Source organism: Shewanella morhuae, assembly GCF_003028295.1.
Classification (GTDB): domain Bacteria; phylum Pseudomonadota; class Gammaproteobacteria; order Enterobacterales; family Shewanellaceae; genus Shewanella; species Shewanella morhuae.
This window is the reverse complement of the sequence record NZ_PYSG01000002.1, coordinates 1,212,622-1,234,751: the sequence shown is the minus strand read 5'-3', so window position 1 is coordinate 1,234,751 and position 22,130 is coordinate 1,212,622. Positions and strand designations below refer to the sequence as shown.

20 protein-coding genes are annotated in these 22,130 nt (G+C 45.4%); 14 read left to right on the top strand and 6 right to left on the bottom strand.

Translation table 11 applies throughout. The features are described 5' to 3' along the window. Positions 1–253: 253 nt before the first annotated feature. From hyaA to hypA, 11 genes are all read left to right on the top strand, one after another. Positions 254–1,390, top strand: coding sequence for a nickel-dependent hydrogenase small subunit (gene hyaA, locus C9I43_RS05995; RefSeq protein WP_076500176.1), 1,137 nt, complete (start codon positions 254–256; stop codon positions 1,388–1,390). A gap of 3 nt (positions 1,391–1,393) precedes the next feature. Beyond that, positions 1,394–3,097: a nickel-dependent hydrogenase large subunit gene (gene hyaB, locus C9I43_RS05990; protein WP_107882720.1), complete on the top strand. Its 1,704-nt coding sequence runs from the start codon at positions 1,394–1,396 to the stop codon at positions 3,095–3,097. Between the two features lie 19 nt (positions 3,098–3,116). After that, a complete protein-coding gene (cybH, locus tag C9I43_RS05985) occupies positions 3,117–3,791 on the top strand; it encodes a Ni/Fe-hydrogenase, b-type cytochrome subunit (protein WP_076500180.1) in 675 nt (224 codons plus the stop codon). Positions 3,792–3,798: 7 nt separating this feature from the next. Then, positions 3,799–4,362 (top strand): HyaD/HybD family hydrogenase maturation endopeptidase, encoded by a 564-nt coding sequence (locus tag C9I43_RS05980; RefSeq protein WP_076500182.1) that lies wholly within the window; start codon positions 3,799–3,801, stop codon positions 4,360–4,362. Further along, positions 4,343–6,286, top strand: a complete 1,944-nt coding sequence (locus tag C9I43_RS05975) for a NiFe hydrogenase (RefSeq protein ID WP_107882718.1) — start codon at positions 4,343–4,345, stop codon at positions 6,284–6,286. The genes C9I43_RS05980 and C9I43_RS05975 overlap by 20 nt, the downstream gene beginning before the upstream one ends. Before the next feature lie 94 nt (positions 6,287–6,380). After that, on the top strand, positions 6,381–8,825 hold the full coding sequence (gene hypF / locus C9I43_RS05970) for a carbamoyltransferase HypF (RefSeq protein WP_258191995.1): 2,445 nt from the start codon (positions 6,381–6,383) through the stop codon (positions 8,823–8,825). Between the two features lie 208 nt (positions 8,826–9,033). After that, positions 9,034–9,849 (top strand): hydrogenase nickel incorporation protein HypB, encoded by an 816-nt coding sequence (gene hypB, locus C9I43_RS05965; RefSeq protein WP_107882713.1) that lies wholly within the window; start codon positions 9,034–9,036, stop codon positions 9,847–9,849. Beyond that, positions 9,849–10,112, top strand: coding sequence for a HypC/HybG/HupF family hydrogenase formation chaperone (locus tag C9I43_RS05960; RefSeq protein WP_107882711.1), 264 nt, complete (start codon positions 9,849–9,851; stop codon positions 10,110–10,112). The genes hypB and C9I43_RS05960 overlap by 1 nt, the downstream gene beginning before the upstream one ends. Before the next feature lie 55 nt (positions 10,113–10,167). Beyond that, positions 10,168–11,307 (top strand): hydrogenase formation protein HypD, encoded by a 1,140-nt coding sequence (gene hypD, locus C9I43_RS05955; protein ID WP_107882709.1) that lies wholly within the window; start codon positions 10,168–10,170, stop codon positions 11,305–11,307. Beyond that, a complete protein-coding gene (gene hypE / locus C9I43_RS05950; protein ID WP_107882707.1) occupies positions 11,300–12,316 on the top strand; it encodes a hydrogenase expression/formation protein HypE in 1,017 nt (338 codons plus the stop codon). The genes hypD and hypE overlap by 8 nt, the downstream gene beginning before the upstream one ends. Continuing rightward, a complete protein-coding gene (hypA, locus tag C9I43_RS05945) occupies positions 12,316–12,669 on the top strand; it encodes a hydrogenase maturation nickel metallochaperone HypA (protein ID WP_076500192.1) in 354 nt (117 codons plus the stop codon). Before hypE ends, hypA begins: the two co-directional genes overlap by 1 nt. Positions 12,670–12,835: 166 nt before the next feature. Here the strand turns inward: hypA and lpxM are convergent, their stop codons facing one another. The 4 genes from lpxM to pheS form a co-directional block, all read right to left on the bottom strand. Continuing rightward, positions 12,836–13,774 carry a lauroyl-Kdo(2)-lipid IV(A) myristoyltransferase gene (lpxM, locus tag C9I43_RS05940; protein ID WP_107882705.1) on the bottom strand — a complete coding sequence of 313 codons (939 nt, stop codon included), beginning with the start codon at positions 13,772–13,774 and terminating at the stop codon, positions 12,836–12,838. A 104-nt stretch (positions 13,775–13,878) separates the two neighbouring features. Then, the gene (ihfA, locus tag C9I43_RS05935; protein WP_006081370.1) at positions 13,879–14,175 is read right to left on the bottom strand and encodes an integration host factor subunit alpha; all 297 of its coding nucleotides are present in this window, start codon (positions 14,173–14,175) and stop codon (positions 13,879–13,881) included. A 3-nt stretch (positions 14,176–14,178) separates the two neighbouring features. Beyond that, on the bottom strand, positions 14,179–16,566 hold the full coding sequence (gene pheT, locus C9I43_RS05930) for a phenylalanine--tRNA ligase subunit beta (RefSeq protein WP_107882703.1): 2,388 nt from the start codon (positions 16,564–16,566) through the stop codon (positions 14,179–14,181). A 15-nt stretch (positions 16,567–16,581) separates the two neighbouring features. Continuing rightward, on the bottom strand, positions 16,582–17,565 hold the full coding sequence (pheS, locus tag C9I43_RS05925) for a phenylalanine--tRNA ligase subunit alpha (protein ID WP_076500197.1): 984 nt from the start codon (positions 17,563–17,565) through the stop codon (positions 16,582–16,584). A 468-nt stretch (positions 17,566–18,033) separates the two neighbouring features. Here pheS and C9I43_RS05920 point away from each other — a divergent pair, with 468 nt between their 5' ends. Further along, positions 18,034–19,554, top strand: a complete 1,521-nt coding sequence (locus C9I43_RS05920) for a methyl-accepting chemotaxis protein (RefSeq protein ID WP_076500199.1) — start codon at positions 18,034–18,036, stop codon at positions 19,552–19,554. A 90-nt stretch (positions 19,555–19,644) separates the two neighbouring features. Here the strand turns inward: C9I43_RS05920 and C9I43_RS05915 are convergent, their stop codons facing one another. Next, positions 19,645–20,085 (bottom strand): YcgN family cysteine cluster protein, encoded by a 441-nt coding sequence (locus C9I43_RS05915; RefSeq protein ID WP_107882701.1) that lies wholly within the window; start codon positions 20,083–20,085, stop codon positions 19,645–19,647. Between the two features lie 137 nt (positions 20,086–20,222). After that, positions 20,223–20,501, bottom strand: coding sequence for a YcgL domain-containing protein (locus C9I43_RS05910; RefSeq protein ID WP_076500203.1), 279 nt, complete (start codon positions 20,499–20,501; stop codon positions 20,223–20,225). A gap of 123 nt (positions 20,502–20,624) precedes the next feature. Here C9I43_RS05910 and minC point away from each other — a divergent pair, with 123 nt between their 5' ends. Further along, the gene (gene minC / locus C9I43_RS05905) at positions 20,625–21,290 is read left to right on the top strand and encodes a septum site-determining protein MinC (RefSeq protein WP_076500205.1); all 666 of its coding nucleotides are present in this window, start codon (positions 20,625–20,627) and stop codon (positions 21,288–21,290) included. 28 nt (positions 21,291–21,318) lie between these two features. Then, positions 21,319–22,128, top strand: coding sequence for a septum site-determining protein MinD (minD, locus tag C9I43_RS05900; protein WP_076500207.1), 810 nt, complete (start codon positions 21,319–21,321; stop codon positions 22,126–22,128). Positions 22,129–22,130 lie beyond the last annotated feature (2 nt).

Here is a 22,130-nt window from a genome sequence, read left to right as displayed (position 1 = left end):
TCAATTGAATCCACAAACAACCCCCTTAATACTCTCTTGCCTACAACATGACAAAAGCGCGACATTTTGACCCACTTTAAAAACTGAAATCAGATCTGCATCATGTTAATGGAATGTAGAACGCCCTTTCGTCACGTTGATTTAAAATCCTTGATATATATCAACATTATTTACATTCCCCAGGGCTAAACTGAGTTTGTCAATTATGTAAACCCTTACCAATTTACATTTAAACAACAATAAAGGTTGACCCATGGACACACATGCAGCCCTATATGAACAGGGAAAGGCTCGCTTAGATGCGTTACGCCAATTCGCTCCCCGTCAACAGCAATCCTTGATTGAAAAGATGCAACAACATGGCATCAGTCGCCGTGATTTCATGAAATGGAGTGCCATGGTGACGGGCATGCTCGCATTACCACTGCCCTTTAGTAACTTAGTTGCACAGGCCGCTGAGCTAGCCGACAGAGTTCCGTTAATCTGGCTGCATATGGCCGAATGTACGGGCTGTTCAGAATCGTTAATTCGTACCGATACGCCAAACCTAGACTCGCTAATTTTCGATCACATCTCCTTGGAATATCACGAAACCTTAATGGCGGCCTCTGGTTGGCAAGCCGAAGAAAACCTTGAAAATGCACTCGAAACCTACAAAGGACGTTATTTACTGGCCGTTGAAGGGGCGATTCCCACTGCAAATAACGGCAGTTTTTTAACGGTAGGCTGTAAAGGTCACACAGGTTTAGAAATCATCAAACATGCCGCAGAAGGCGCTGCAGCCATTATATCTGTAGGCACTTGCGCCGCGTTCGGTGGCGTGCAAGCCGCTTATCCAAACCCAACGGGGGCTAAGGGCGTGCATGAGGTGGTCAGTAAACCCGTGATTAACTTAGGAGGTTGCCCACCAAGCGAAAAGAACATAGTTGGCACTTTGATGTACTTCATTATGTTCGGCAAATTACCTGCGCTGGATATGTTTAACAGACCTAAATGGGCTTATGGCGCACGGGTACACGATAACTGTGAACGCCGCGGCCGCTTTGATGCCGGTGAATTTGTTGAAGAATTTGGCGATCATGGCGCTAAAGAAGGCTATTGCTTGTATAAAGTCGGTTGTAAAGGACCTTATACCTACAACAACTGCCCCACCGAGCGCTTTAACCATCACACAAGTTGGCCAGTACTCGCTGGACACGGTTGTATGGGCTGCTCAGAACCTAACTTCTGGGATGATATGGCTGACTTTGAAAAACCCCTTGGCCGTCAACTCCTCCATGGATTGGATGCGACCGCAGATACTATTGGTGCGGTGATTTTAGGCGCGACTGTTGTGGGTATTGGAGCCCATGCTGTTGCCAGTCTTTTTGCCAAACCGCTGGAGGAATAACCCATGAGTAAACGCGTAGTTATCGACCCTATCACACGTATTGAGGGTCACTTACGTATCGAAGTCGAAGTGGATGAGAATAATGTCATCAGTAAAGCTTGGTCATCTTCTACCCTGTGGCGCGGTATTGAAGTCATTCTTAAAGGTCGTACTCCAATGGACGTGGGCTTAATTGTCCAGCGCATTTGCGGTGTGTGTACTTATTCACACTACCGCTGTGGTACTGAAGCGGTGGAGAATGCCTTAGGGATGACCATTCCACTTAACGCTAAATATTTGCGTTCACTGATGCAAACCTCATTATTTATGCACGATCACATTGTGCATTTTTATCACCTACATGGGTTAGATTGGGTTGATGTGGTTTCTGCACTCAGCGCCGATCCCGCGAAAGCCGCCCAAGTTGCCTTAAAATATACCGATAACCCCATTGCCGCTGGTGAAGGTGACTTAAGGGCAGTCCAAGAGCGAATTAAAGGCTTTGTCGATACCGGTAAACTGGGCCCTTTTGCGAATGCTTACTGGGGAAATGGCACCTATAAATTTACGCCTGAACAAAACCTTGTAGCTCTATCACATTACCTTAAAGCACTTGAAATACAGCGTATTGCCGCTGAAATGATGGCAATATTCGGCGGTAAATCTCCTCATCCACAATCGATTGTGGTCGGCGGAGTAACCTCAGTACGCGACATGTTAAGCCCTGCACGCCTGCAAGAGTGGAAGCAAAAACACGCTATCGTGACTGACTTTATTGTGCGCGGATACCAAGCTGACATCGTCATGGCCGCCGAAGCTTTTGGTGCTGAGCCTAGCGTACTGGGTGGCGTTAACGTGAAGAACTTTATGGCTTCACAAGAGTTTGTTCTTGCCAATGGTGAGCACCTGTTTGACCAAGGTGTGATTATGAATGGCGATTTAGCGGGCGTCAGTGATATCAACCCAGACTGGATTGCCGAAGACGTCACCCATGCTTGGTACAGTGCCGATGCGCCGCAACACCCCTACGACGGGACAACTATCCCTCACTATACCGGCTTTGTTGAGCGCGATACTGTTTACGGTAAATTGCCAACCTTAGACGGTGACGGTAAATATTCGTGGGTGAAATCACCTCGTTATAAAGGTGAACCGGTTGAAGTTGGCCCACTCGCTTGCTTACTGGTTAGCTATGCCCGCGGTAATCAAATTGTTGTGGATACCGTTAATGGCCTACTCGCGCGGACAGGCTTACCTATCGAAGCACTATTTACCACTTTAGGCCGTACCGCTGCACGTATGTTGCAAACACTGATCGCGGCGCAACAAGGTTTAAAAACCTTCGACGCATTAATTACCAACATTCAGTCAGATGAAACAACTTATATAAAACCCGATATGGACCCGAATAAGGAATATATTGGCTATGCCATGATGGAAGCTCCCCGTGGTTCGTTAAGCCACTGGATCAGAATCAAAAATGGTGTGATTGAAAACTATCAAACTGTGGTACCGACCACTTGGAACGCCGGTCCTATTGATGCCAACGGGAAAATGGGGCCCTATGAAGCATCACTCATCGGCCTAAAACTGGAAGATCCCACTAAACCCCTTGAGGTGATACGTATTATTCACTCATTTGACCCTTGCATGGCGTGTTCAGTACACGTTATGGATTTTAAAGGTCAGGAACTGAGCGAGTTTCGTGTCAGCCCCAATGGCCAATAAACGAGGGAGGGAACGCAAAATGGACCATTCTGCAACCCGCATTCGGACACTGGTTTTTAGTCCTGCAATACGGATTTTTCATTGGCTACGGGCATTATCAATTCTCGTGCTCGTCGTGACAGGATTTTATATTTCTTGGCCGTTTTTAGCCACACCCGATAGCTCTGATGTACTGGTACAGGGCTGGATCCGCTTCGCTCATCTGATGGGTGGTTTTCTATTAACCGCTATCACCTTAGTCCGCTTCTATCTGTATTTTTTCAGTCGAAGTGATATTGAGCGGCGCTCATTTCGAGATGTAATGAACATAAAAAGCTGGATCACTCAGCTCAAATCCTATTTGTGGATGGGCCATTTGCATAAAGCTGGTGTCTATGGACCGCTGCAATTTGTGACTTATGTAGCAATCTCACTTGTCGCTGTTGTGATATGCATAACGGGTCTGGTGCTATACGCCAATGTGTACCACGAAGGTTTAGGTGGCATGCTTTGGGGTAGTGCAGCTTGGATCACCGCACAAATGGGTGGACTGGCACAGCTGAGGATTTGGCATCATTATTTAACTTGGGCATTTGTTATTTTTGTCGTGATCCACGTCTACATGGCGGTTTGGTCAGGAATACGTTTCAAACATAACTCGGTCGACTCAATTGTCTCTGGCTACGACTATCCAAAGCCAGACTCACACCACTAGGAGCCCAATGAAGATATTGCTGCTTGGTATTGGCAATGTCCTGTACGCCGATGAAGGTATCGGCGTACATTTTGTCAATTACATTTCTGATAACTATCAGTTTACCCATGAGTCTCATCGGCTAGAGCTGCTCGATGGTGGCACCTTGGCCCAAGGGCTCATTCCTATTATCTGCCAATATGAATACTTAATCGTGGTCGATACCGTCAATGCCAACGGGGTCGAAGCTGGCGAAGTCTACTTCTTCGATTTTGATAAAGCGCCCAAAGAAATCGATTGGCAAGGCAGCGCCCATGAAGTTGAAATGCTGCAAACCCTTAATATGATGGAAATGGTGGGTGACCGTCCTAAAACCTTTATCTTAGGGGTAACACCTACAGTACTTGAGCCTATGGTTCTTGGCCTTACTCCTAAGGTCGCGGCAGCGGTACCGTTAATGGAAAAAACGCTGTTATCGCATTTATCCTCCCTTGGGTTCACTGCAACGCGTATTGCTGAACATAGTATCGACTCGCTGATCCCTGATTCTTATAAACGTGGCGTCCATGCAGATGAAGAATATTCGATTTGATTTTACCTGTTCACGTCAGGTGCCTTTATATGCACATTTATGTAATCAATATCTACATTACGATGCACTGAACATTAACATAGGCTGTGATGGGCAAAATGGCTTTGGCCCATATAACTACTTTATCGAGGCTTTAGGTGAACAAACTCAGCTAGAACAATTAGCCGATGCCATAGCCGCAGACTTTTTAATTTCTGCGTGGCTGATTGACTCCAGCATTAAGGCCATCGATGAGCATCAAGGTGGGAAAACCTTACTCAATTATCCACAATCAGATAGCAACCAAGCGCTCACACCCTTTTGCCAGCACTGCTATCCCTTGATTGGCGATAATCAGTCAGCTAAATTTGGCGCGCTAGATTTAACCTGCCCTTGCTGTAAAGGTGAAACGCTATTAACGCCCGCGCAAAAAGCGTTAACGCTATCCGATATTCACGCCATGGTGCAGGATTTACTAACGCAGGGTTTATCGACACAAAATTTACCAACACAGGATTTACCAACACAAGTCACATTAACGTTAGCCGCTGCCGATAACCTGCAACTCAGCCTGACTCCCTTTAATGAATCCTTAGGCGGACGGCCACAGCTGTTAATTTGTAACCCCAATACATTGAATGCCCATTTTTGTTTGAATGATGCACAAGTCCTTGCACTATCCAGCATTGAAAAACCGCTTATTTGTGCCAGACCAACGCAAGAGCACGATAAACTCAACGCGCCGCTCTACGAAATTTGCTTTGCTTATAGTCGAGTGACATTAGTGCTCGCCGAAGTACTGCGACAAAAAGGTATCGATTGGATTTATATTCAAGGGCAGCATCAGCGGCCACAACTAGCGTGGATCGATGGCGCATGGGCGCAGATTTGCAGTGTAGGAGTAGATTCTGTTGCCGTTAAAAACTTTATCGCACCTGAACCTTTAAGAGAAACTGTTATTTTTCATGGATATCAAGCAAAGTGGCAAGCATCTAAACGTTCTCGCTCACGTTTACAGCAAGGAGAGCTGAGTGTCGCCGCCTTACCTCACAAACCAACAGTAGAAGGCTTTACTGTTGAGAGTGATGATTTTGAAGGTAATGATTTTGAATGTACCGATTTTGACGATAACGATACAGAAAATCACACCATAGCGGATGCTGCGTTATTCAGTGCACTGTTAAACGGTAAATTCACCAGCCACAAACCAGCAAAAAATGCCGCCGTGATTTACCTAAGTCATAGTCACGCAAGTCAAATCGTCACCTGCGACAATAAAGGTGACACTGAACTCTTTTTCGCCCTACCCGAACTACCCGATAACGGTTACGAAATCTTCCATCAACTGGATAACAGCCCGCAAAATGCTGTAGCACAAAAATTTAAGCACCTATTCCCAGGCGACTATTTAGCACTTTTGAGCCTAAAACTGCATGGCAGGCGCGATAATTTACAAAGCCTGTGGGCGATTGCCGCCATTTTAATGGGCCTTAATCCCCAAGAGGAAACCCAAAGCCAAGAATGGCTCAGCGATGCACTGTTGGCCGCCGCCATGCGTTACCACGGTGCCAATGCCCCGCGTATTGATTACCCGCTGACCAAAGGTGAAGCGCACCGTAGCCTGAACTGGTGCAAAACTTTAGGTTCACTATTAAGTTTTCGTATTGCCGGTAATGATGACCCCAGTCAACTGGCCTTTGCGATGCAAGACTCTCTGGCTGATTATCTTGCCAACTGGCTAGAGCATATCGATTTAAATATCGGTGTGCATAATATTGCCTTAGCCGGCAACGAATTGGTGAACGAAACCTTATGTAAGCGCATCAGTTTACGGCTAGGTAAAAACTTTCCCTTAATGATTAATCGCAGTCTCGATGTAGACGGTAATAACTTAGCCGTTGGCGCGCTTTACGTTAAGCAGCGACGACTTAATTCCCATGCTTAGGGTAGCAAAAGTGAAGTTTAAAAGTATAAAACCGCATAAGCATCATAGTCGGCACAAAAAGCACAGTGATTTACACATAAAACGCCGACTGGCATTGGAATACCTTACTCATAAAGGCGCCGCGCTTAAGCGGTGCCAGTTGCACATCACTGGCATAGTGCAAGGGGTGGGATTTCGGCCTTTTGTCTATCGTTATGCTCTTGAGTATCAACTAACAGGCACTGTGCTCAACAATGTTAATGGCGTCACTATTGAGCTGCAAGGCACAGAAGACAATCTCACGCAATTTATTACAACGCTCAATACCACCCCGCCGCCACTGGCCCGTATCGACAATATAACCCAAACACCGCTGCCGATTTTGCTAAGCGAAACGGCATTTGAAATTATAAAAAGTGACAGCAATAAAGACGATGATTCCAGCTCATCAATAAGCGCACAAGTGGCGGTATCTGCCGATAAAAGTACCTGCCAAGATTGCTTAAACGATATACATAACCCTGATGATCGTCACTTTGGCTATGCCTTTACTAACTGCACTAACTGCGGCCCAAGATACACCATTATCAATGCCTTGCCTTATGATCGCCACCATACGGCTATGGCCGATTTTGACATGTGCCCCGACTGCGCCAATGCATATCAAAACCCACCCGACCGTCGCTACCATGCTCAGCCAGTAAGCTGCCCAGCATGTGGCCCCAAGCTCAGTTTAAAAACGCCGCAACGGGAATGCATCCTTCCCAATGCCTCAAATGTCAGTGCACCTGAATTGAGTACGGACCTTGCGGTGCTTCAAGCCGCAGCAGATAGATTACAACAAGGGCAAATTCTGGCGATTAAAGGGCTTGGTGGATTTCACTTAATCTGCGATGCCAAAAACAGCAATGCCGTCAACACACTTAGGCTACGAAAGCAGCGCCAAGCCAAACCGCTGGCGGTGATGATGGCAGATATCACCATGGCGCAGCAGTATGTCACCGGCACGGATGCAGAGTGGCAAGTGCTCAGCTCACAGGAGCGGCCCATAGTGCTAATGAGCAGTCGCGCTGAACACGATCTTAGCTTTGCTGTCGCCCCTAATCTGAATAAGCTCGGAGTATTTTTACCCTACACGCCGCTGCATCATTTACTGCTAAGTCTTTTTAAAGGACCTTTGGTTGCGACCAGCGCTAATGTTTCTGGTGAGCCTATCATCACAGATTATGATGAGTTGATTAATAGCTTAAGCCATGTGGTGGATGCGATAGTGGATCATAATCGGCCCATTATTAATGGTTGCGATGACAGTGTGGTGCAGGTTATCCAAACAAATACTGAATGGGGTACTAAAACACAAATACAAATGCTGCGCTTAGCGCGCGGTTATGCACCGTTAAGTTTTTCACTCGATACGCCGCTTAGCCAATCAATTCTGGCGGTAGGCGCGCAGCAAAAAAATGCTATTGCCCTAGGCTTTGGCAGCAATGTTTTTTTAAGTCCTCATATTGGCGATTTATTTAGTGTCGGTGCAGAACAGTATTTTGAGCGCACTTTAGCCACTTTTTCGCGGCTATATCACTTTGAACCACAGCTAATCATCCGCGATAAACATCCTGATTATGCCCCTTCACGTTGGGCAGAGACGAACTCAAACTCAAATGTAGAGCTAGATAACTCTCACAAAATTGAATGTCTAGCGGTGCAGCACCATCATGCCCATGTACTCAGCGTAATGGCGGCTAACCAGTATAAAGATACCGTATTAGGTTTTAGTTTTGATGGCACCGGGCTTGGCGACGATGGCAGTTTATGGGGCGGTGAAGTGTTATTAACCACGCTCGATAAAGCGCAGCGATTAGCTTACTTTGAGCCAATATCCCTATTGGGCGGCGAGCAAGCAATTAAACAACCAGTGAGATTATTATTGGCATTATTGTTCAAGCAAATGAACTTGAATGCTGTGCTTGCACTGAACTTGCCCATACTCAGCAGCCTAAGCCCAAATACCCTAACTAATTTGTATAAAATCTGGCAGAACGACCGTGCCCTTAAAAGCTCATCTGTTGGAAGATTATTTGATGCCCTCGCCTGCGCATTAGGCTTAATCGAAACCACCCAATTTGAAGGTCAAGCCGGCATGGCAATAGAAGCCGCGGCTAATCGCGCCGATGCATTAGCCCTTGACGTCATACAGCTTAACTTACCTCTTGATGTCAACCAGTGGAAAAGCAGTGAAATGTTCAAGCAGATAGTTGAATTAATTACTGAAAAACCGCTAACAGACAACAGACGCGATGCCATCGCCCGCGCCTTTTTACACACATTAGGTGATGCTATCTGTGATTATGCCGCTCAGTACAAAAATATTCCAACTGTGCTCTGCGGCGGCGTATTTCAAAATAAATACCTTTTGGAATACTGCCTTAGCAAACTTAGCGCCCAAGGAAATCACATTTTACCCAGTAAACTCATCCCAATTAATGATGGCGGCATTGCCCTAGGTCAACTCTGGTATGGCATGCATCAACACATGATTAATGCGCAGGGATTTAGCTGATTTTATTAAGAAATAACAATAATCGACAAAAGCGCTAATAAGCATCCTGTGATTATTTTTTATCCCCATAAATCTGACGGGCATCAAAGATCTACAGCGCAATTTGTATCACACTCAACATTAGCGTAACCAAATTAACGATCCTATAGCCATATTCACGATTTGCCAGGCAAGGTTCTAGAACAGTGCCAATCCAAGGAGAGATAAAATGTGTAAAGATTGCGGTTGCTCCCTCACCCGCCATGATCATTTAGGCGAGCACACACATCATAATGACCATAGCCATGCGCACGGGCACAGTCATGAACATGAACACGGGCACTCCCATACTCATGAACATCAAGAGTTACACACAAATCCTCAGCTAAATGATAAGAAAACCTTATCAGTGATCCACAAGATTTTAGATAAAAATGATGTCGAAGCCGGACATAACCGCGCCCATTTTGAGGCGCATAATATTACTGCCTTTAATATTATGAGTAGCCCCGGCAGCGGCAAAACTACGCTGTTAGAACAACTAAAAGAATATACACAGCTCAACTACGCAGTGATTGAAGGTGACTTAGAAACCTCACGCGATGCTGACCGCTTAATCGCTAAAGGCATTAAAGCCTATCAAATTCAAACCGGTTCAGCCTGTCACCTTGATGCCTTTATGGTGCACGGCGCCCTGCATCATCTGCCACTTGAAGGGCTAGATATCTGCTTTATTGAAAACGTCGGTAATCTTGTTTGTCCGGCCAGTTATGACGTCGGCACCCACAAAAATATCGTGCTGTTATCCGTGCCAGAGGGTGATGACAAAATTGAAAAATATCCGGTGATGTTCCGCCGTGCTGATGTGGTATTAGTGACTAAGTGCGATCTACTGCCTCATTTTGATTTCAAAATGGATGAAGCCAGAGCACAGCTTAAAAAACTCAATCCTGATATTCAACTGCTTGAAGTATCAATTAAAGATGGTGATTCCATGCGCGCTGTAGCCCATTGGCTTAAAGATAATATGCGAGGAACACAATAATGTGTTTATCCATACCATCACAAGTTATCGCCATCGATAGTGACCGCCAAAGCGTTACCGTAGATACCCTAGGAGTACGCCGCGATGTCAGTAGCCATTTGATGGCAGAACCTTTAGAACTTGGTGACTATGTGTTGATCCACATCGGTTTTGTGATGAACAAAATCGACAAGGAAGATGCACTGCACAGCATTGAACTGTATCGCGAAATAGTGACTAAACTCGAACTCGAAGATGCGGTAATGCCCACATCTTTAATGTAACGCTTAAGTTTAAAAACAGATTCATATCTGACATCAAGTACACCAAGGAAAGCGCATGCTTGAACTAAAACACCTCTATCAAGGTTTTCGCGATCCCAATACGATTGCTAATTTGGCACGGGATATTCAATTAACCGCTAAATCAGTCAAGCAACAAATCAATATCATGGAGGTGTGCGGCGGCCATACTCACACAATTATGAAATACGGCCTGTTGGATTTACTGCCTGATAATATTGAATTTATCCACGGCCCTGGCTGCCCTGTGTGTATTATGCCCAAAGAGCGTATTGATCAAGCGGCGGCGCTTGCCTCCCAAGATAATGTCATTCTTGTGACGCTAGGCGATATGATCCGAGTGCCCGGTTCCCAAGGTTCCTTAGCCAGTTTTAGAGCCAAAGGCTGCGATATCCGCCCAATTTATGACCCGTTAGATACATTAAAAATTGCCCGCGATAATCCCAATATGACCGTGGTGTTTTTTGCCATCGGTTTTGAAACGTCAACACCAATGACCGCCATTTTATTGCAACTGGCTGAACAAGAAAGACTCGATAATCTGCTATTTCACATTAATCATGTAATGGTACCACCGGCTATTGATGCTGTGATGCAAGACCCTAACGTCAGGGTTAATGCTTTTATTGGCCCTGCACATGTGAGCGTAATAAGCGGCGCTAAAATCTATCGCAGCACAGTCGAAAACTATGGTACGTCCGTGGTGGTTTCAGGGTTTGAGCCTGTTGATGTGATGGAGTCTATTTTACGTATTGTGCGCCAAAAAGCGGCCGGCAAAGCAGAGTTGGATATTCAATATAGCCGCGCAGTATCTGAAAACGGTAATCTCACAGCACAAGCTAAAATTAATCAAGCTTTTGATATTCGGCCGCAATTTCGCTGGCGCGGCCTAGGTCCAATCCCACATTCGGCACTGCAACTTAAATCTGAATATGCCCATAGAGACGCCGAACTGCGCTTTAAAGCATGTTTACCGGTAAAAGAAATTGACGATCATAAAGCTTGCCAGTGCGGTGATATTCTGCGCGGTCTCGCTAAACCCAAAGACTGCAAAGTCTTTGGCCGCGGCTGCAATCCCGAAACGCCTTTAGGCAGCTGTATGGTCAGCTCCGAAGGCGCTTGTAATGCCTATTATCGCTATCAAGGTGTTGATATTAAGGAGCCACATCATGGCTGATACGCCAAAAGATAAATCCATTCAACTCAGCCACGGCGGTGGCGGCAAAGAAATGAATACACTCATTCGCGATCTCTTTTTTGCCGAGTTTGATAACCCTATTTTACGTAGCGAAGAAGACGCGGCAAAACTTGATTTGCACGGTGCCAACGCCTTTACCACTGACTCATTTACCGTATCGCCACTGTTTTTTGCTGGCGGTGATATCGGCAAGCTCGCCATCGCAGGTACAGTAAACGATTTAGCCATGATGGGCGCAGAACCTCAATATTTAAGCTGTAGCGTGATCATAGAAGAAGGTTTTTCTATTAATGCATTAACCACCATTGTCCGCAGTATGGCAAAGGAGTTAAAACAAAGTGGTGCGCGGATTGTTTGCGGCGACACGAAAGTGGTACCTAAGGGCTGCGCCGACGGTTTATTTATTAACACCTCGGGCATTGGCCGTATTTTACGCCCTAATATATCGGCGGCAAATCTCACCGCTGGTGATGCGATTATTGTTTCTCGCGATATTGGCTGTCACGGCGCGGCAATTTTAATGGCGCGCGAAGGATTAACGCTCGAATCGGCATTGCAAAGCGATTGCGCAACACTTTGGCCTGTAGTCGAGCAGCTCATTGCTGCAAATATACAAATCCATGCAATGCGTGATGCGACCCGCGGTGGCTTATCAGCCGTGCTTAATGAATGGGCCGTCGCTTCTAATGTTGGCATCACAGTCGATGAAGCTTGTGTTCCCATCAGTGATGAGGTTAAAGGGCTGTGTGAGCTCTATGGTTTTGAGGCTATGGATCTGGCTAACGAAGGCACCTTCATTTTAGCCGTACCCAATCATATCGCCTTAGGCGCTTTAGAAATTATGCAGCGCTTTGGACACTGTGAGCACGCGGCCATTATCGGCGCAGTAAGTGATGAGTCTGCCGGAAAAGTTATCCTAAAAACCCCTTGGAATACCAAGCGTTATCTTGACCTCCCCCAAGGGGAACTACTACCAAGGATTTGCTGATGCACGAATATTCGATTGTGAGTGCGCTGATTGAGCAATGTGAACAACATGCTTTAGCAAATCAGGCGACTCACATCACTCGGGTGGACATCAAAATTGGCGTGATGAGCGGCGTTGAGCCCGCATTGCTACACACTGCATTTGATACCTTTAAACAAGATAGCATTTGCCATAATGCGCAGCTGAATATGCAAATTCAGCCTTTAGTGATACTTTGCAATGACTGCCAGATCGAATCTATTTTGAGTGAACGCACGATTATTTGCCCAGCCTGCCAAAGCTATCGCACCCGCGTGCTTGATGGTGAAGAGATGTTATTGATGCAGCTTGAAATGGAGCAAGATGGAGATTAGATACAATATTCGTTATCTGTATTTCTAGTGAAGGCTGTATTGATAAAATGTACTATCGCTGTAGATGTGTCATCGTTTTAGGAATCCTCAAAAAATGGCTTTGAGCACTGAGTGCTCAAAGCCATTTTTGCAACACAAACCGGTCAACGGATCTGCCAAACATTCATCAACCGTAGATAGAGGCTTCACCCTCTGGCCGCGTTTTAAGTACACGTAAAAACCACATATACTGTTCTGGATACGCTAGAATCACTTGCTCAACCACTTTATTCAGTGCCAGAGCTTCATTTTCCTTACCCAGCATATCTTCGGGGGCAATAGCCGCCATCACAGTCAGATCAAACCGACGAGTCACTTGGTTATAACCAATCTTAACCGGCAGCACTTGGGCATTACCCGCCTGCGCTAAACGCCCAACGACAGGTAATGTTGCTTTAACTGTGCCTAAAAAAGGCGCGAATACACTTTGTTCTGGGCCTAAATCTTCATCGGGAAGATAAAAGAAACTGTTACCGCGTTTAAGCTCGGCTAATAACGCCCGAATACCCGCCTCGCGCATATATACATGGCCACCACAACTGCTGCGAACACGATTACTAAACCAATTAAATAAGCCGTTTTTATGGGCCTTAGCCATTGTCACCATGGGTAACTCAACATTTAAGCGTAAACCAGCATAATCGATGGGCCAAACATGGGGCATAACAAAAATAATCGGCTGCCCCGCTGCTTGTGCTTTGAGCACATGCTCAAAGCCGAGAAGATTTACTCTACGACGCAAATGCGCTTTTGATCGTACGAGTAATTCGCCTTGAGCTAACAGCACTAGCACAAAATTTTGCACATTTTGTTGAATTAACGCTTCGATTTCAGCGGTAGATTTATCAGGAAAACACGCTTTCAAGTTAGCTCGGGCAATACGGATGGGCTTTTTAGCAATCGGCATCACCATTTTTGCTAATAATCTTGCAATAGGATCACGCAGCCATGCAGGCATGAGTCCAAAAATGACTAATAGACCAATCGCCAACCAGGTGGCCCAGTATTTAGGGTGTAATAAGGCGAGTTTAAAACGACGGTCGAAATGTTTAGGCTGTCTTGACAAAGAAATCACCTCAGACAGTGGATAAGGACAATGAAAATATTGCACTAAAAAATAAACAGGAAAGCCACTCTCAAAGGAGTGGCCTTCCCATCAAACAAACGAAACTACTTACCCGTGTTTGCTGCTTCTACACGAGTTTTCAGCTTTTGGCCAGGACGGAAAGTCACGACACGACGAGCAGAAATAGGGATATCTTCGCCTGTTTTTGGGTTCCTTCCCGGTCTTTGATTCTTATCCCTAAGGTCGAAGTTGCCAAAGCCAGATAACTTGACCTGCTCACCACTTTCGAGGGCGCCCCGAATTTCTTCAAAGAACGACTCAACCATCTCTTTGGCGACACGTTTGTTCATTCCGAGTGTTTCAAAAAGATGTTCTGCCATTTCGGCTTTGGTAAGTGCCATACTTTAATCCCTCAACGATGCGTTGAACTCGGACTTAAGGGCAGAAACAACTGAAGCAACCGTCTCAGCAATCTCTTTTTCCTCAAGCGTACGAGTAGTGTCTTGTAATGTAAGTGCTATCGCCAGGCTCTTCTTGCCAGGTTCAACACCTTTACCTAAGTATACATCGAACAAGTTTATGCCAACCAACTGATTTTCGCCAACTTTTCTTATCAATTTCATCACATCGCCTGCAGACACACTCTCATCTACTACTACTGCGATATCACGACGATTAGCTGGAAACTTAGATACAGCTTGGGCTAGCGGTAAACTGGTATGCAATAAAGCATCCAATTCCAACTCAAAAACGATGGTTTTACCATTGAGTCCAAAAGGCTTCTCCAAACTAGGATGGATTGCACCTATATGACCGATTACGCGATCATTTCTCAATATTTCAGCACATTGCCCCGGATGGAGAGCAGAATGCGTCGCCCCTCTAAAGCTAAATTCTGAGACGGAAACTGTCAAGCCGATAATAGCTTCTAAATCACCTTTAAGGTCAAAAAAATCAACCGTTTTCGATTCCATCGACCAATGTTCATCATTTTGGAGTCCGGTAATGACACCCGCAAGCATTGCTTGCTGCCTTACACCAGATTCTGCATTGATATCAGGAACAAAGCGCAAACCAGTTTCAAAAAGTCTCACACGGCTCTGTTGACGACTTTGGTTGTAACCCACTGCTGCCAATAAACCGGTGAACATTGACAGACGCATGGCCGACATTTCACTGGAAATGGGGTTAGGTAACACCATTGCCGCAACACCTGGGTGAACCAGATTTTGCAGTTTGGGATCAACAAAGCTATAGGTTACCGCTTCTTGGAAACCGCGAGCGACTAATAAGGCACGCACGCGTTTTAGGCTTAAGTTTGATTCTTTATGGTCAGACATACGCAGCGCGGCAACGGGCGCCGTATTAGGAATATTGTCATAACCGTAAATCCGCGCCACTTCTTCAATGAGATCTTCTTCAATCGCCATATCAAAACGGTAAGTCGCGGTTGTGATCTGCCAACTATCTTGATTAACCACAACCCCAAAACCTAAGCGTTGTAGAATTTCAACCACATCAGTATCTGGCACATGGTGCCCCAAAATTCTATCTAACTTGCTGCGACGTAAAACAATTTGTGCAGGTTTTGGTAAATCAGCATCTGATTTGGCTTCAACCACTGGACCCGCTTCACCGCCACAGATATCGAGCACTAAACGGGTAGCACGGTCGATAACTTTATGCTGCATCTCTGGGTCAACACCACGCTCAAAGCGGTGTGATGAATCAGTGTGCAAGCCTAAACGGCGTGACTTACCCATAATGGCAAGCGGCGCGAAGAACGCACATTCAAGCAGTATGTCTTGGGTCGTGTCGCTCACGCCTGAGTATTCGCCGCCAAACACACCTGCAAGGGCTAATGGACGCGCATCATCGGCGATCACTAAGGTATCGCTTGGAATCGTTACTTCGCTGCCATCAAGCAGGGTGATTTTCTCTTCGCCTGTACCTAAACGCACTTGGATATCGCCGGTTAACTTGGCAAGATCGAAGGCGTGCATCGGTTGGCCAAATTCGATCAACACGAAATTAGTGATATCAACGATAGGATCGATTGAGCGAATACCGCTACGGCGCAGTTTTTCTTGCATCCATAATGGCGTAGGCGCTTTAACATTAACGTTTTTAACCACACGACCTAAGTAACGTGGGCAAGCTGCAGGCACCTTAACGTTAATCGTCACCTGTGAATCTGTAGTTGGCGTTACTGACTGCCACTGCGGCTCAGCCACAGCTTGGCGGTTTAACACGCCCACTTCACGGGCAAGACCTGCCATGCCTAAGCAATCGGCACGGTTGGCGGTTAAATCCACATCGATAACGGCATCATTAAGTTGCAGATAGTCGCGGATATCAGTGCCTAATGGCGCGTCTAATGGCAACTCGATAATGCCATCACTTTCGACGTTAATACCCAGTTCGCGGTATGAACACAACATGCCTTCTGATGGCATGCCACGCAGCTTGGCTTTCTTGATTTTGAAATCGCCAGGTAATACGGCGCCAACCATAGCCACGGCCACTTTAAGACCCTGACGGCAGTTTGGTGCACCACAGACGATATCAATCAGCTCTGGGCCACCGACGTTAATTTTAGTGACGCGCAGTTTATCGGCATCGGGATGCTGACCACACTCAACCACTTCACCAATCACTACACCGCTAAAATCGGCAGCCACGGCTTCAACGCCATCGACTTCAAGACCAGCCATAGTGATCTGGTGGGATAATGCTTCACGGCTAATAGAAGGGTTAATCCATTCACGAAGCCAAGATTCGCTAAATTTCATGCTATTACAGCTCCGTTATTTAAATTGCTTCAGGAAGCGTAGGTCGTTTTCGAAAAACGCACGTAAATCACTTACGCCGTAACGCAACATGGTTAAACGCTCGACACCCATACCAAAAGCAAAACCAGAGTATTTTTCTGGATCGATGCCCACACTGCGCAGCACATTTGGATGTACCATGCCGCAGCCTAACACTTCTAGCCATTTACCGTTTTTACCCATCACATCCACTTCTGCTGAAGGTTCTGTGAAGGGGAAGTAAGATGGACGGAAACGTACTTGCAAATCTTCTTCGAAGAAATTGCGCAGAAAATCATGCAAAATGCCCTTCAATTCGGCAAAGTTCACATGTTCATCCACCAACAGCCCTTCCACTTGGTGGAACATTGGCGTATGCGTTTGGTCGTAATCGTTACGATAAACACGGCCTGGAGAAATAATGCGTAATGGCGGTTTTTCAGTTTCCATGGTACGGATTTGCACGCCCGAGGTTTGGGTACGCAACATCAGTTTAGGATTGAAATAAAAGGTATCATGATCAGCACGCGCGGGGTGGTGCTCGGAGATATTCAGTGCGTCGAAATTGTGAAAGTCATCTTCAATTTCAGGTCCATGCTTGACTGAGAACCCTAATTCCCCAAAGAAAGTTTCAATACGTTCAATGGTACGAGTCACAGGATGTAAGCCACCAATCTCTTGAGTACGGCCTGGCAAAGTCACATCAATCTTTTCAGCGATTAATTTAGCTTCCAGTTCCGAACTTTTCAGACCATCGATGCGCTCAGTTAATTTTTGTTGAATCGCCTGTTTAGCATCATTGACCGCTTGGCCAAAGGCTGGCTTTTCTTCAGGGCTTAAGCTACCCATTATTTTCATCATGTCGGTTATTTTACCTTTTTTACCAAGGTAATCGACACGGATATCATCCAGTGCTTTTAGATCACTGGCCTGGTCAATAATGACTAAGGCTTGTTCTACGATCTCAGTTAACTGCTGCATTTTCTCTTCCACTGCATAGTCGCGCTTGATAAACAAGTGCTATGGGCGCCAAACTTTCAGGCTATTTGGGTGCTCAGGTTATCGGGCGTTAATGCCAGACGCTTTGCTAGCTATAACGAAATAAAAGGATAGAAATTTTACGCGAGCGAGCGGCATATTACTAGGGCTTATTAGGGGTTTTTATTATGTAAATTCATGTGTTACCCCAAATCTAAGCGCGGGTTTTACGCCAGTAGAAACCAAAGGATAGTTTTTACCACAAGAACATCCGCTTTGCCCCTCTAGCCCAGCATGTAACTAAACTGTAAACTCACACCTGTACCCTGCTAAAATTGCAGCAAACAAAACCATAATGACTGCAAAGAATCAACATCAACACAGGTATTTGCTTACAAGGCAGACAACGGAAAGCTTATGGCAACCTAACCGATTTATATTCGGTTCTCGGCCAATTTTATCGAGGCGCTAATGAAAGAAGTTAAATTTCGCTGGGTAGATCAATATCTTATTCACATGACCTTAAAAACTAAGTTCGCTATTCTCTCTATTATCCCTATGCTAATGATTATCGGGATGGCGCTTTTCTTAAACCAACAAACGCAGCAAACTTTACTGCAAGGGCAACTCAAAAGTTTACAAAACGCGGCACAACAAATAAATCAAGTGACGGGCAGTTTATATAACAAATTGCCCGAGCAAGAGCGCCAAAATGTGTTGAGTCAGCTCAGTCACGACAACAAAGGTAATGTCAGTATTGTTTCAATCAATGAAGCCGACAGTAAAATACAATCTATTGCTCGTAGTGGCGGCGGCATTGATGACAGTAACGGACAGTCCAGAGCGGTCAGCTCCGTTAACGGTGAAAACCTCATCACTATTATCCCATTAGATAACAATGAACTTAATGCCCTACTCGCAAAAGATAATTTACTGGTTTATGGCCTAATAGCAGTATTGTTATTGGTATTATTTTTATTCAGCTATTACATTTCAACCTTCGTTGGCGGCGCGCTCTACACTACAGTGATGGCATTAAAACGAGCGGCATCGGGTGATTTGACCGGACGATTAAACTTTTTTGAAGTAAAAGATGAGTTCAGTATCTTAGCCATCAGCATTGATGCCTTAGTAGAACGTCAACACACCTTAGTCAAACAAATTGCCGAATCGACCGCTAAAATCCGTGAAGTCGTATCATCGTTTCGTAACACGGCGCAGCAAGGTCAATCCTTAGCGGTTAATCAGAGACAACATTTGGACTCTTTAGCCACAGCAATGGAGGAAATGACTGCCGCAGTGAAAGAAGTCGCCCGCAATGCCGAGCTATCATCCGCCGAAACCCAAGAAGCTAATCAACAAGTTAGTGCTGGCAGTAAAGACATAGAAACCACAGTTAAAGCTATCGATGTATTATCGGATGAAATATCTGCCGCTTCAAATGCGGTAGGTATTCTCAATGATAACGCCAGTAAAATTGATGAGGTGGTCTCATCCATTAATGCTATTTCACAGCAAACCAATTTGCTTGCCCTCAATGCGGCAATTGAAGCGGCGCGCGCTGGTGAACAAGGGCGTGGTTTTGCGGTAGTGGCTGATGAAGTGCGTACACTGGCTGGGCGTACTCAAACAGCCACGGTTGAAATTAAAACCATGATCGAATCGCTGCAATCGGGCACACGCAATCTGACTCAAGTGATGTCACGAACAGTGACTCAAGCCAATGAGGGCAAACAGCATGTGTTGCAAACCGGTAAAGATCTCGATGCAATTGCTCACCACAGTAATAAAGTGTTTGAAATGAGCGTACTCATTGCCACCTCAGCCGACGAACAATCGGCAGTGGCCAACGAAATTGCCACCAATTTAATGGAAATTCGTAACCAGTCCCACGATGTGGAACAATCAGCTAACCAATCGGTTTCGGGTTGTGATGAGCTGCAAGCAACAGCAGGACAACTTGATCAGCTAATGGTAGGGTTAAAAATCTAGCGACAAATTAGCTGAGATTCATAATAAATAAGGGAGCGATAATCGCTCCCTTATTTATTACTCTAAATCTGCAAACTGACTGCAAAGCAATTAATCCATATCTTTTAGCGGCCATAGCACGATATGATCTTCGATATCTTTCACGCGTCTTTCGTCAATCACCTTGCCTTGAATCGACATGCCAGCCAGATGCATAGCTTCTTTGGAGCCTGTAATCAATGGATGCCAGCTTGGTAGCTCACGACCTGCCCAGAGGCGACGATAAGCGCAGCTATCGGGCAGCCAAGTTAATTCATGGATATTATCAATCGTAATCACAGTACATTGAGGTACATAGCTGAAACGGTCACTGTACTGCTGACAACTTGCGCTTTGATGATTGAGTAAAAGACAGGCGGCATTGGTGTAATACAAGTCTTCGGTTTCATCATCAATCAACTTGTTTAAACAACATTTACCACAACCATCACACAGTGATTCCCACTCGGTTGCGCTCATCTGCGCTAATGTCTTACTTTGCCAAAATGCCATGGTTAACGATATCTTCTTAATAAAAAACCCGCGTAATGCGGGCTATTTTACACTAATTTAGGTTTAGATAGCTCTACTCAAAATAACGAGTGTTCAGCCGCTGCCAAGTTCATAAAAAAATATATCCCCATATTAGCTTAATCTTTAATACCAAGACTGAGTTTATGCTCGGTGAGTAAATTAACTTGAGGTGGTGGAATTTGTAAGTAAAAGCCATTTTCAGCCATTGCAGCCCTTACCTTTTCAATGTCGGCCATACCTAACGCATCACGTTTAGCAATAGGAAACACCATCACCAGCTTGGGTACACCAAACATTTCCATTAAAGGCGCTGGTACATCGTCAAAAAAATCTCTTTTCTTCACAAATAAATAAGTATCAGCCTTTCGACTACTTTTATAAACGGCACATAGCATAAGAGTACAAATATCCAATAGTTCAAACTTGCCAGTCACTGGGGCACACTATAACATGGTCGCCTAGTAATTTAATTGTAAAATCAGCGAACCGACTGATGATTTCTGGAGAATAGTGCCGGGATGTCAAAACCTAGCGTAGAGTTAAAAGGCGCTTCTTTTACTCTTTCAGTGCTTCATATTAATAGCAGTGATTTACAGGCTGTCATGCTTGAGTTAGACAGCAAATTAGCACAGGCTCCTCAGTTTTTTCTGGGTGCACCTTTGGTTGTTAATCTCAGCGCCATTCAACACGACAGCTTAAATTTAAGTGCGTTAAAAGATCTGTTGATTTCACGTCAATTAGTGATTGTTGGCATAACGGGCGCGACAACCGTGCTTAGTAAACAGGCCAAAGACTTAGGCCTTGCCATAGTCAAGGCAGGAAAACAAAGCAGCACTCCTCCGCCAGCGCCACGCCAAACTAAAATAGTGAAGCAAAATATTCGTTCAGGCCAACAAGTCTATGCAAAAAATGGTGATTTAATCATATTTGGTGCGGTAGGTAATGGCGCAGAAGTCATCGCAGATGGTAGCATTCATATCTACGGCGCATTGCGGGGAAAAGCCATGGCGGGCGCGGCGGGCGATACCAGTGCGGTTATTATTGCCCACTCTCTGGAAGCCGAACTCGTTTCAATAGCTGGACAATATTGGCTCGCTGAAAATCTACAACAACATAGCTCAGATAAAAGCGGCTGTATTCGCCTAAACGGTGAGTCGCTTATGGTTGAATCATTGCCCCTCTAAAATGGCAGAACAAAGGACAGAGAGAAACATGGCACAAATTATTGTTGTCACTTCAGGTAAAGGCGGCGTAGGTAAAACCACATCGAGTGCCGCAATTGCGACCGGTCTTGCCATGCAAGGACACAAAACCGTCGTTATCGATTTCGATATTGGTTTACGGAATTTAGACTTAATCATGGGGTGCGAACGTCGTGTCGTTTATGACTTCGTCAATGTGATCAATGGTGAAGCAAATTTAAACCAAGCACTGATTAAAGATAAGCGTTGCGATAAATTATTTATTTTACCCGCTTCGCAAACCCGTGATAAAGAAGCATTAACCAAAGAAGGCGTCGGCCGCGTTTTAGACGATTTAGCCAAAGACTTCGAGTTTATTTTGTGTGACTCACCTGCGGGGATTGAACAAGGCGCGATGATGGCATTGTATTTCGCCGACGTCGCCATTGTGACGACTAACCCAGAAGTCAGCTCAGTGCGCGACTCAGACCGTATTTTAGGTATGCTGCAAAGTAAATCACGCCGCGCGGAGCAAAATCTTGAACCAATAAAAGAATACTTATTGCTGACTCGTTATTCACCTAGCCGCGTAAAATCGGGTGAAATGTTAAGTGTGGACGATGTCAAAGAGATTCTAGCAATTGAATTACTTGGCGTTATCCCTGAATCACAATCGGTACTAAAGGCCTCTAACTCAGGCGTCCCTGTGATTATCGATCAAGAAAGTGATGCCGGCTTAGCCTACAGTGACACCGTCGCGCGTTTACTGGGCGAAGATGTTCCAGTACGCTTTATTACAGAAGAAAAGAAAGGTTTCTTACAACGGATATTTGGTAGCTAATT

Coding starts and splice junctions, on each gene's coding strand:
- hyaA (WP_076500176.1), top strand. CDS start 254: ATGGACACACATGCAGCCCTATATGAACAGGGAAAGGCTCGCTTAGAT.
- hyaB (WP_107882720.1), top strand. CDS start 1,394: ATGAGTAAACGCGTAGTTATCGACCCTATCACACGTATTGAGGGTCAC.
- cybH (WP_076500180.1), top strand. CDS start 3,117: ATGGACCATTCTGCAACCCGCATTCGGACACTGGTTTTTAGTCCTGCA.
- C9I43_RS05980 (WP_076500182.1), top strand. CDS start 3,799: ATGAAGATATTGCTGCTTGGTATTGGCAATGTCCTGTACGCCGATGAA.
- C9I43_RS05975 (WP_107882718.1), top strand. CDS start 4,343: ATGAAGAATATTCGATTTGATTTTACCTGTTCACGTCAGGTGCCTTTA.
- hypB (WP_107882713.1), top strand. CDS start 9,034: ATGTGTAAAGATTGCGGTTGCTCCCTCACCCGCCATGATCATTTAGGC.
- C9I43_RS05960 (WP_107882711.1), top strand. CDS start 9,849: ATGTGTTTATCCATACCATCACAAGTTATCGCCATCGATAGTGACCGC.
- hypD (WP_107882709.1), top strand. CDS start 10,168: ATGCTTGAACTAAAACACCTCTATCAAGGTTTTCGCGATCCCAATACG.
- hypE (WP_107882707.1), top strand. CDS start 11,300: ATGGCTGATACGCCAAAAGATAAATCCATTCAACTCAGCCACGGCGGT.
- hypA (WP_076500192.1), top strand. CDS start 12,316: ATGCACGAATATTCGATTGTGAGTGCGCTGATTGAGCAATGTGAACAA.
- ihfA (WP_006081370.1), bottom strand. CDS start 14,175: ATGGCACTTACCAAAGCCGAAATGGCAGAACATCTTTTTGAAACACTC.
- pheT (WP_107882703.1), bottom strand. CDS start 16,566: ATGAAATTTAGCGAATCTTGGCTTCGTGAATGGATTAACCCTTCTATT.
- pheS (WP_076500197.1), bottom strand. CDS start 17,565: ATGCAGCAGTTAACTGAGATCGTAGAACAAGCCTTAGTCATTATTGAC.
- C9I43_RS05920 (WP_076500199.1), top strand. CDS start 18,034: ATGAAAGAAGTTAAATTTCGCTGGGTAGATCAATATCTTATTCACATG.
- C9I43_RS05915 (WP_107882701.1), bottom strand. CDS start 20,085: ATGGCATTTTGGCAAAGTAAGACATTAGCGCAGATGAGCGCAACCGAG.
- C9I43_RS05910 (WP_076500203.1), bottom strand. CDS start 20,501: ATGCTATGTGCCGTTTATAAAAGTAGTCGAAAGGCTGATACTTATTTA.
- minC (WP_076500205.1), top strand. CDS start 20,625: ATGTCAAAACCTAGCGTAGAGTTAAAAGGCGCTTCTTTTACTCTTTCA.
- minD (WP_076500207.1), top strand. CDS start 21,319: ATGGCACAAATTATTGTTGTCACTTCAGGTAAAGGCGGCGTAGGTAAA.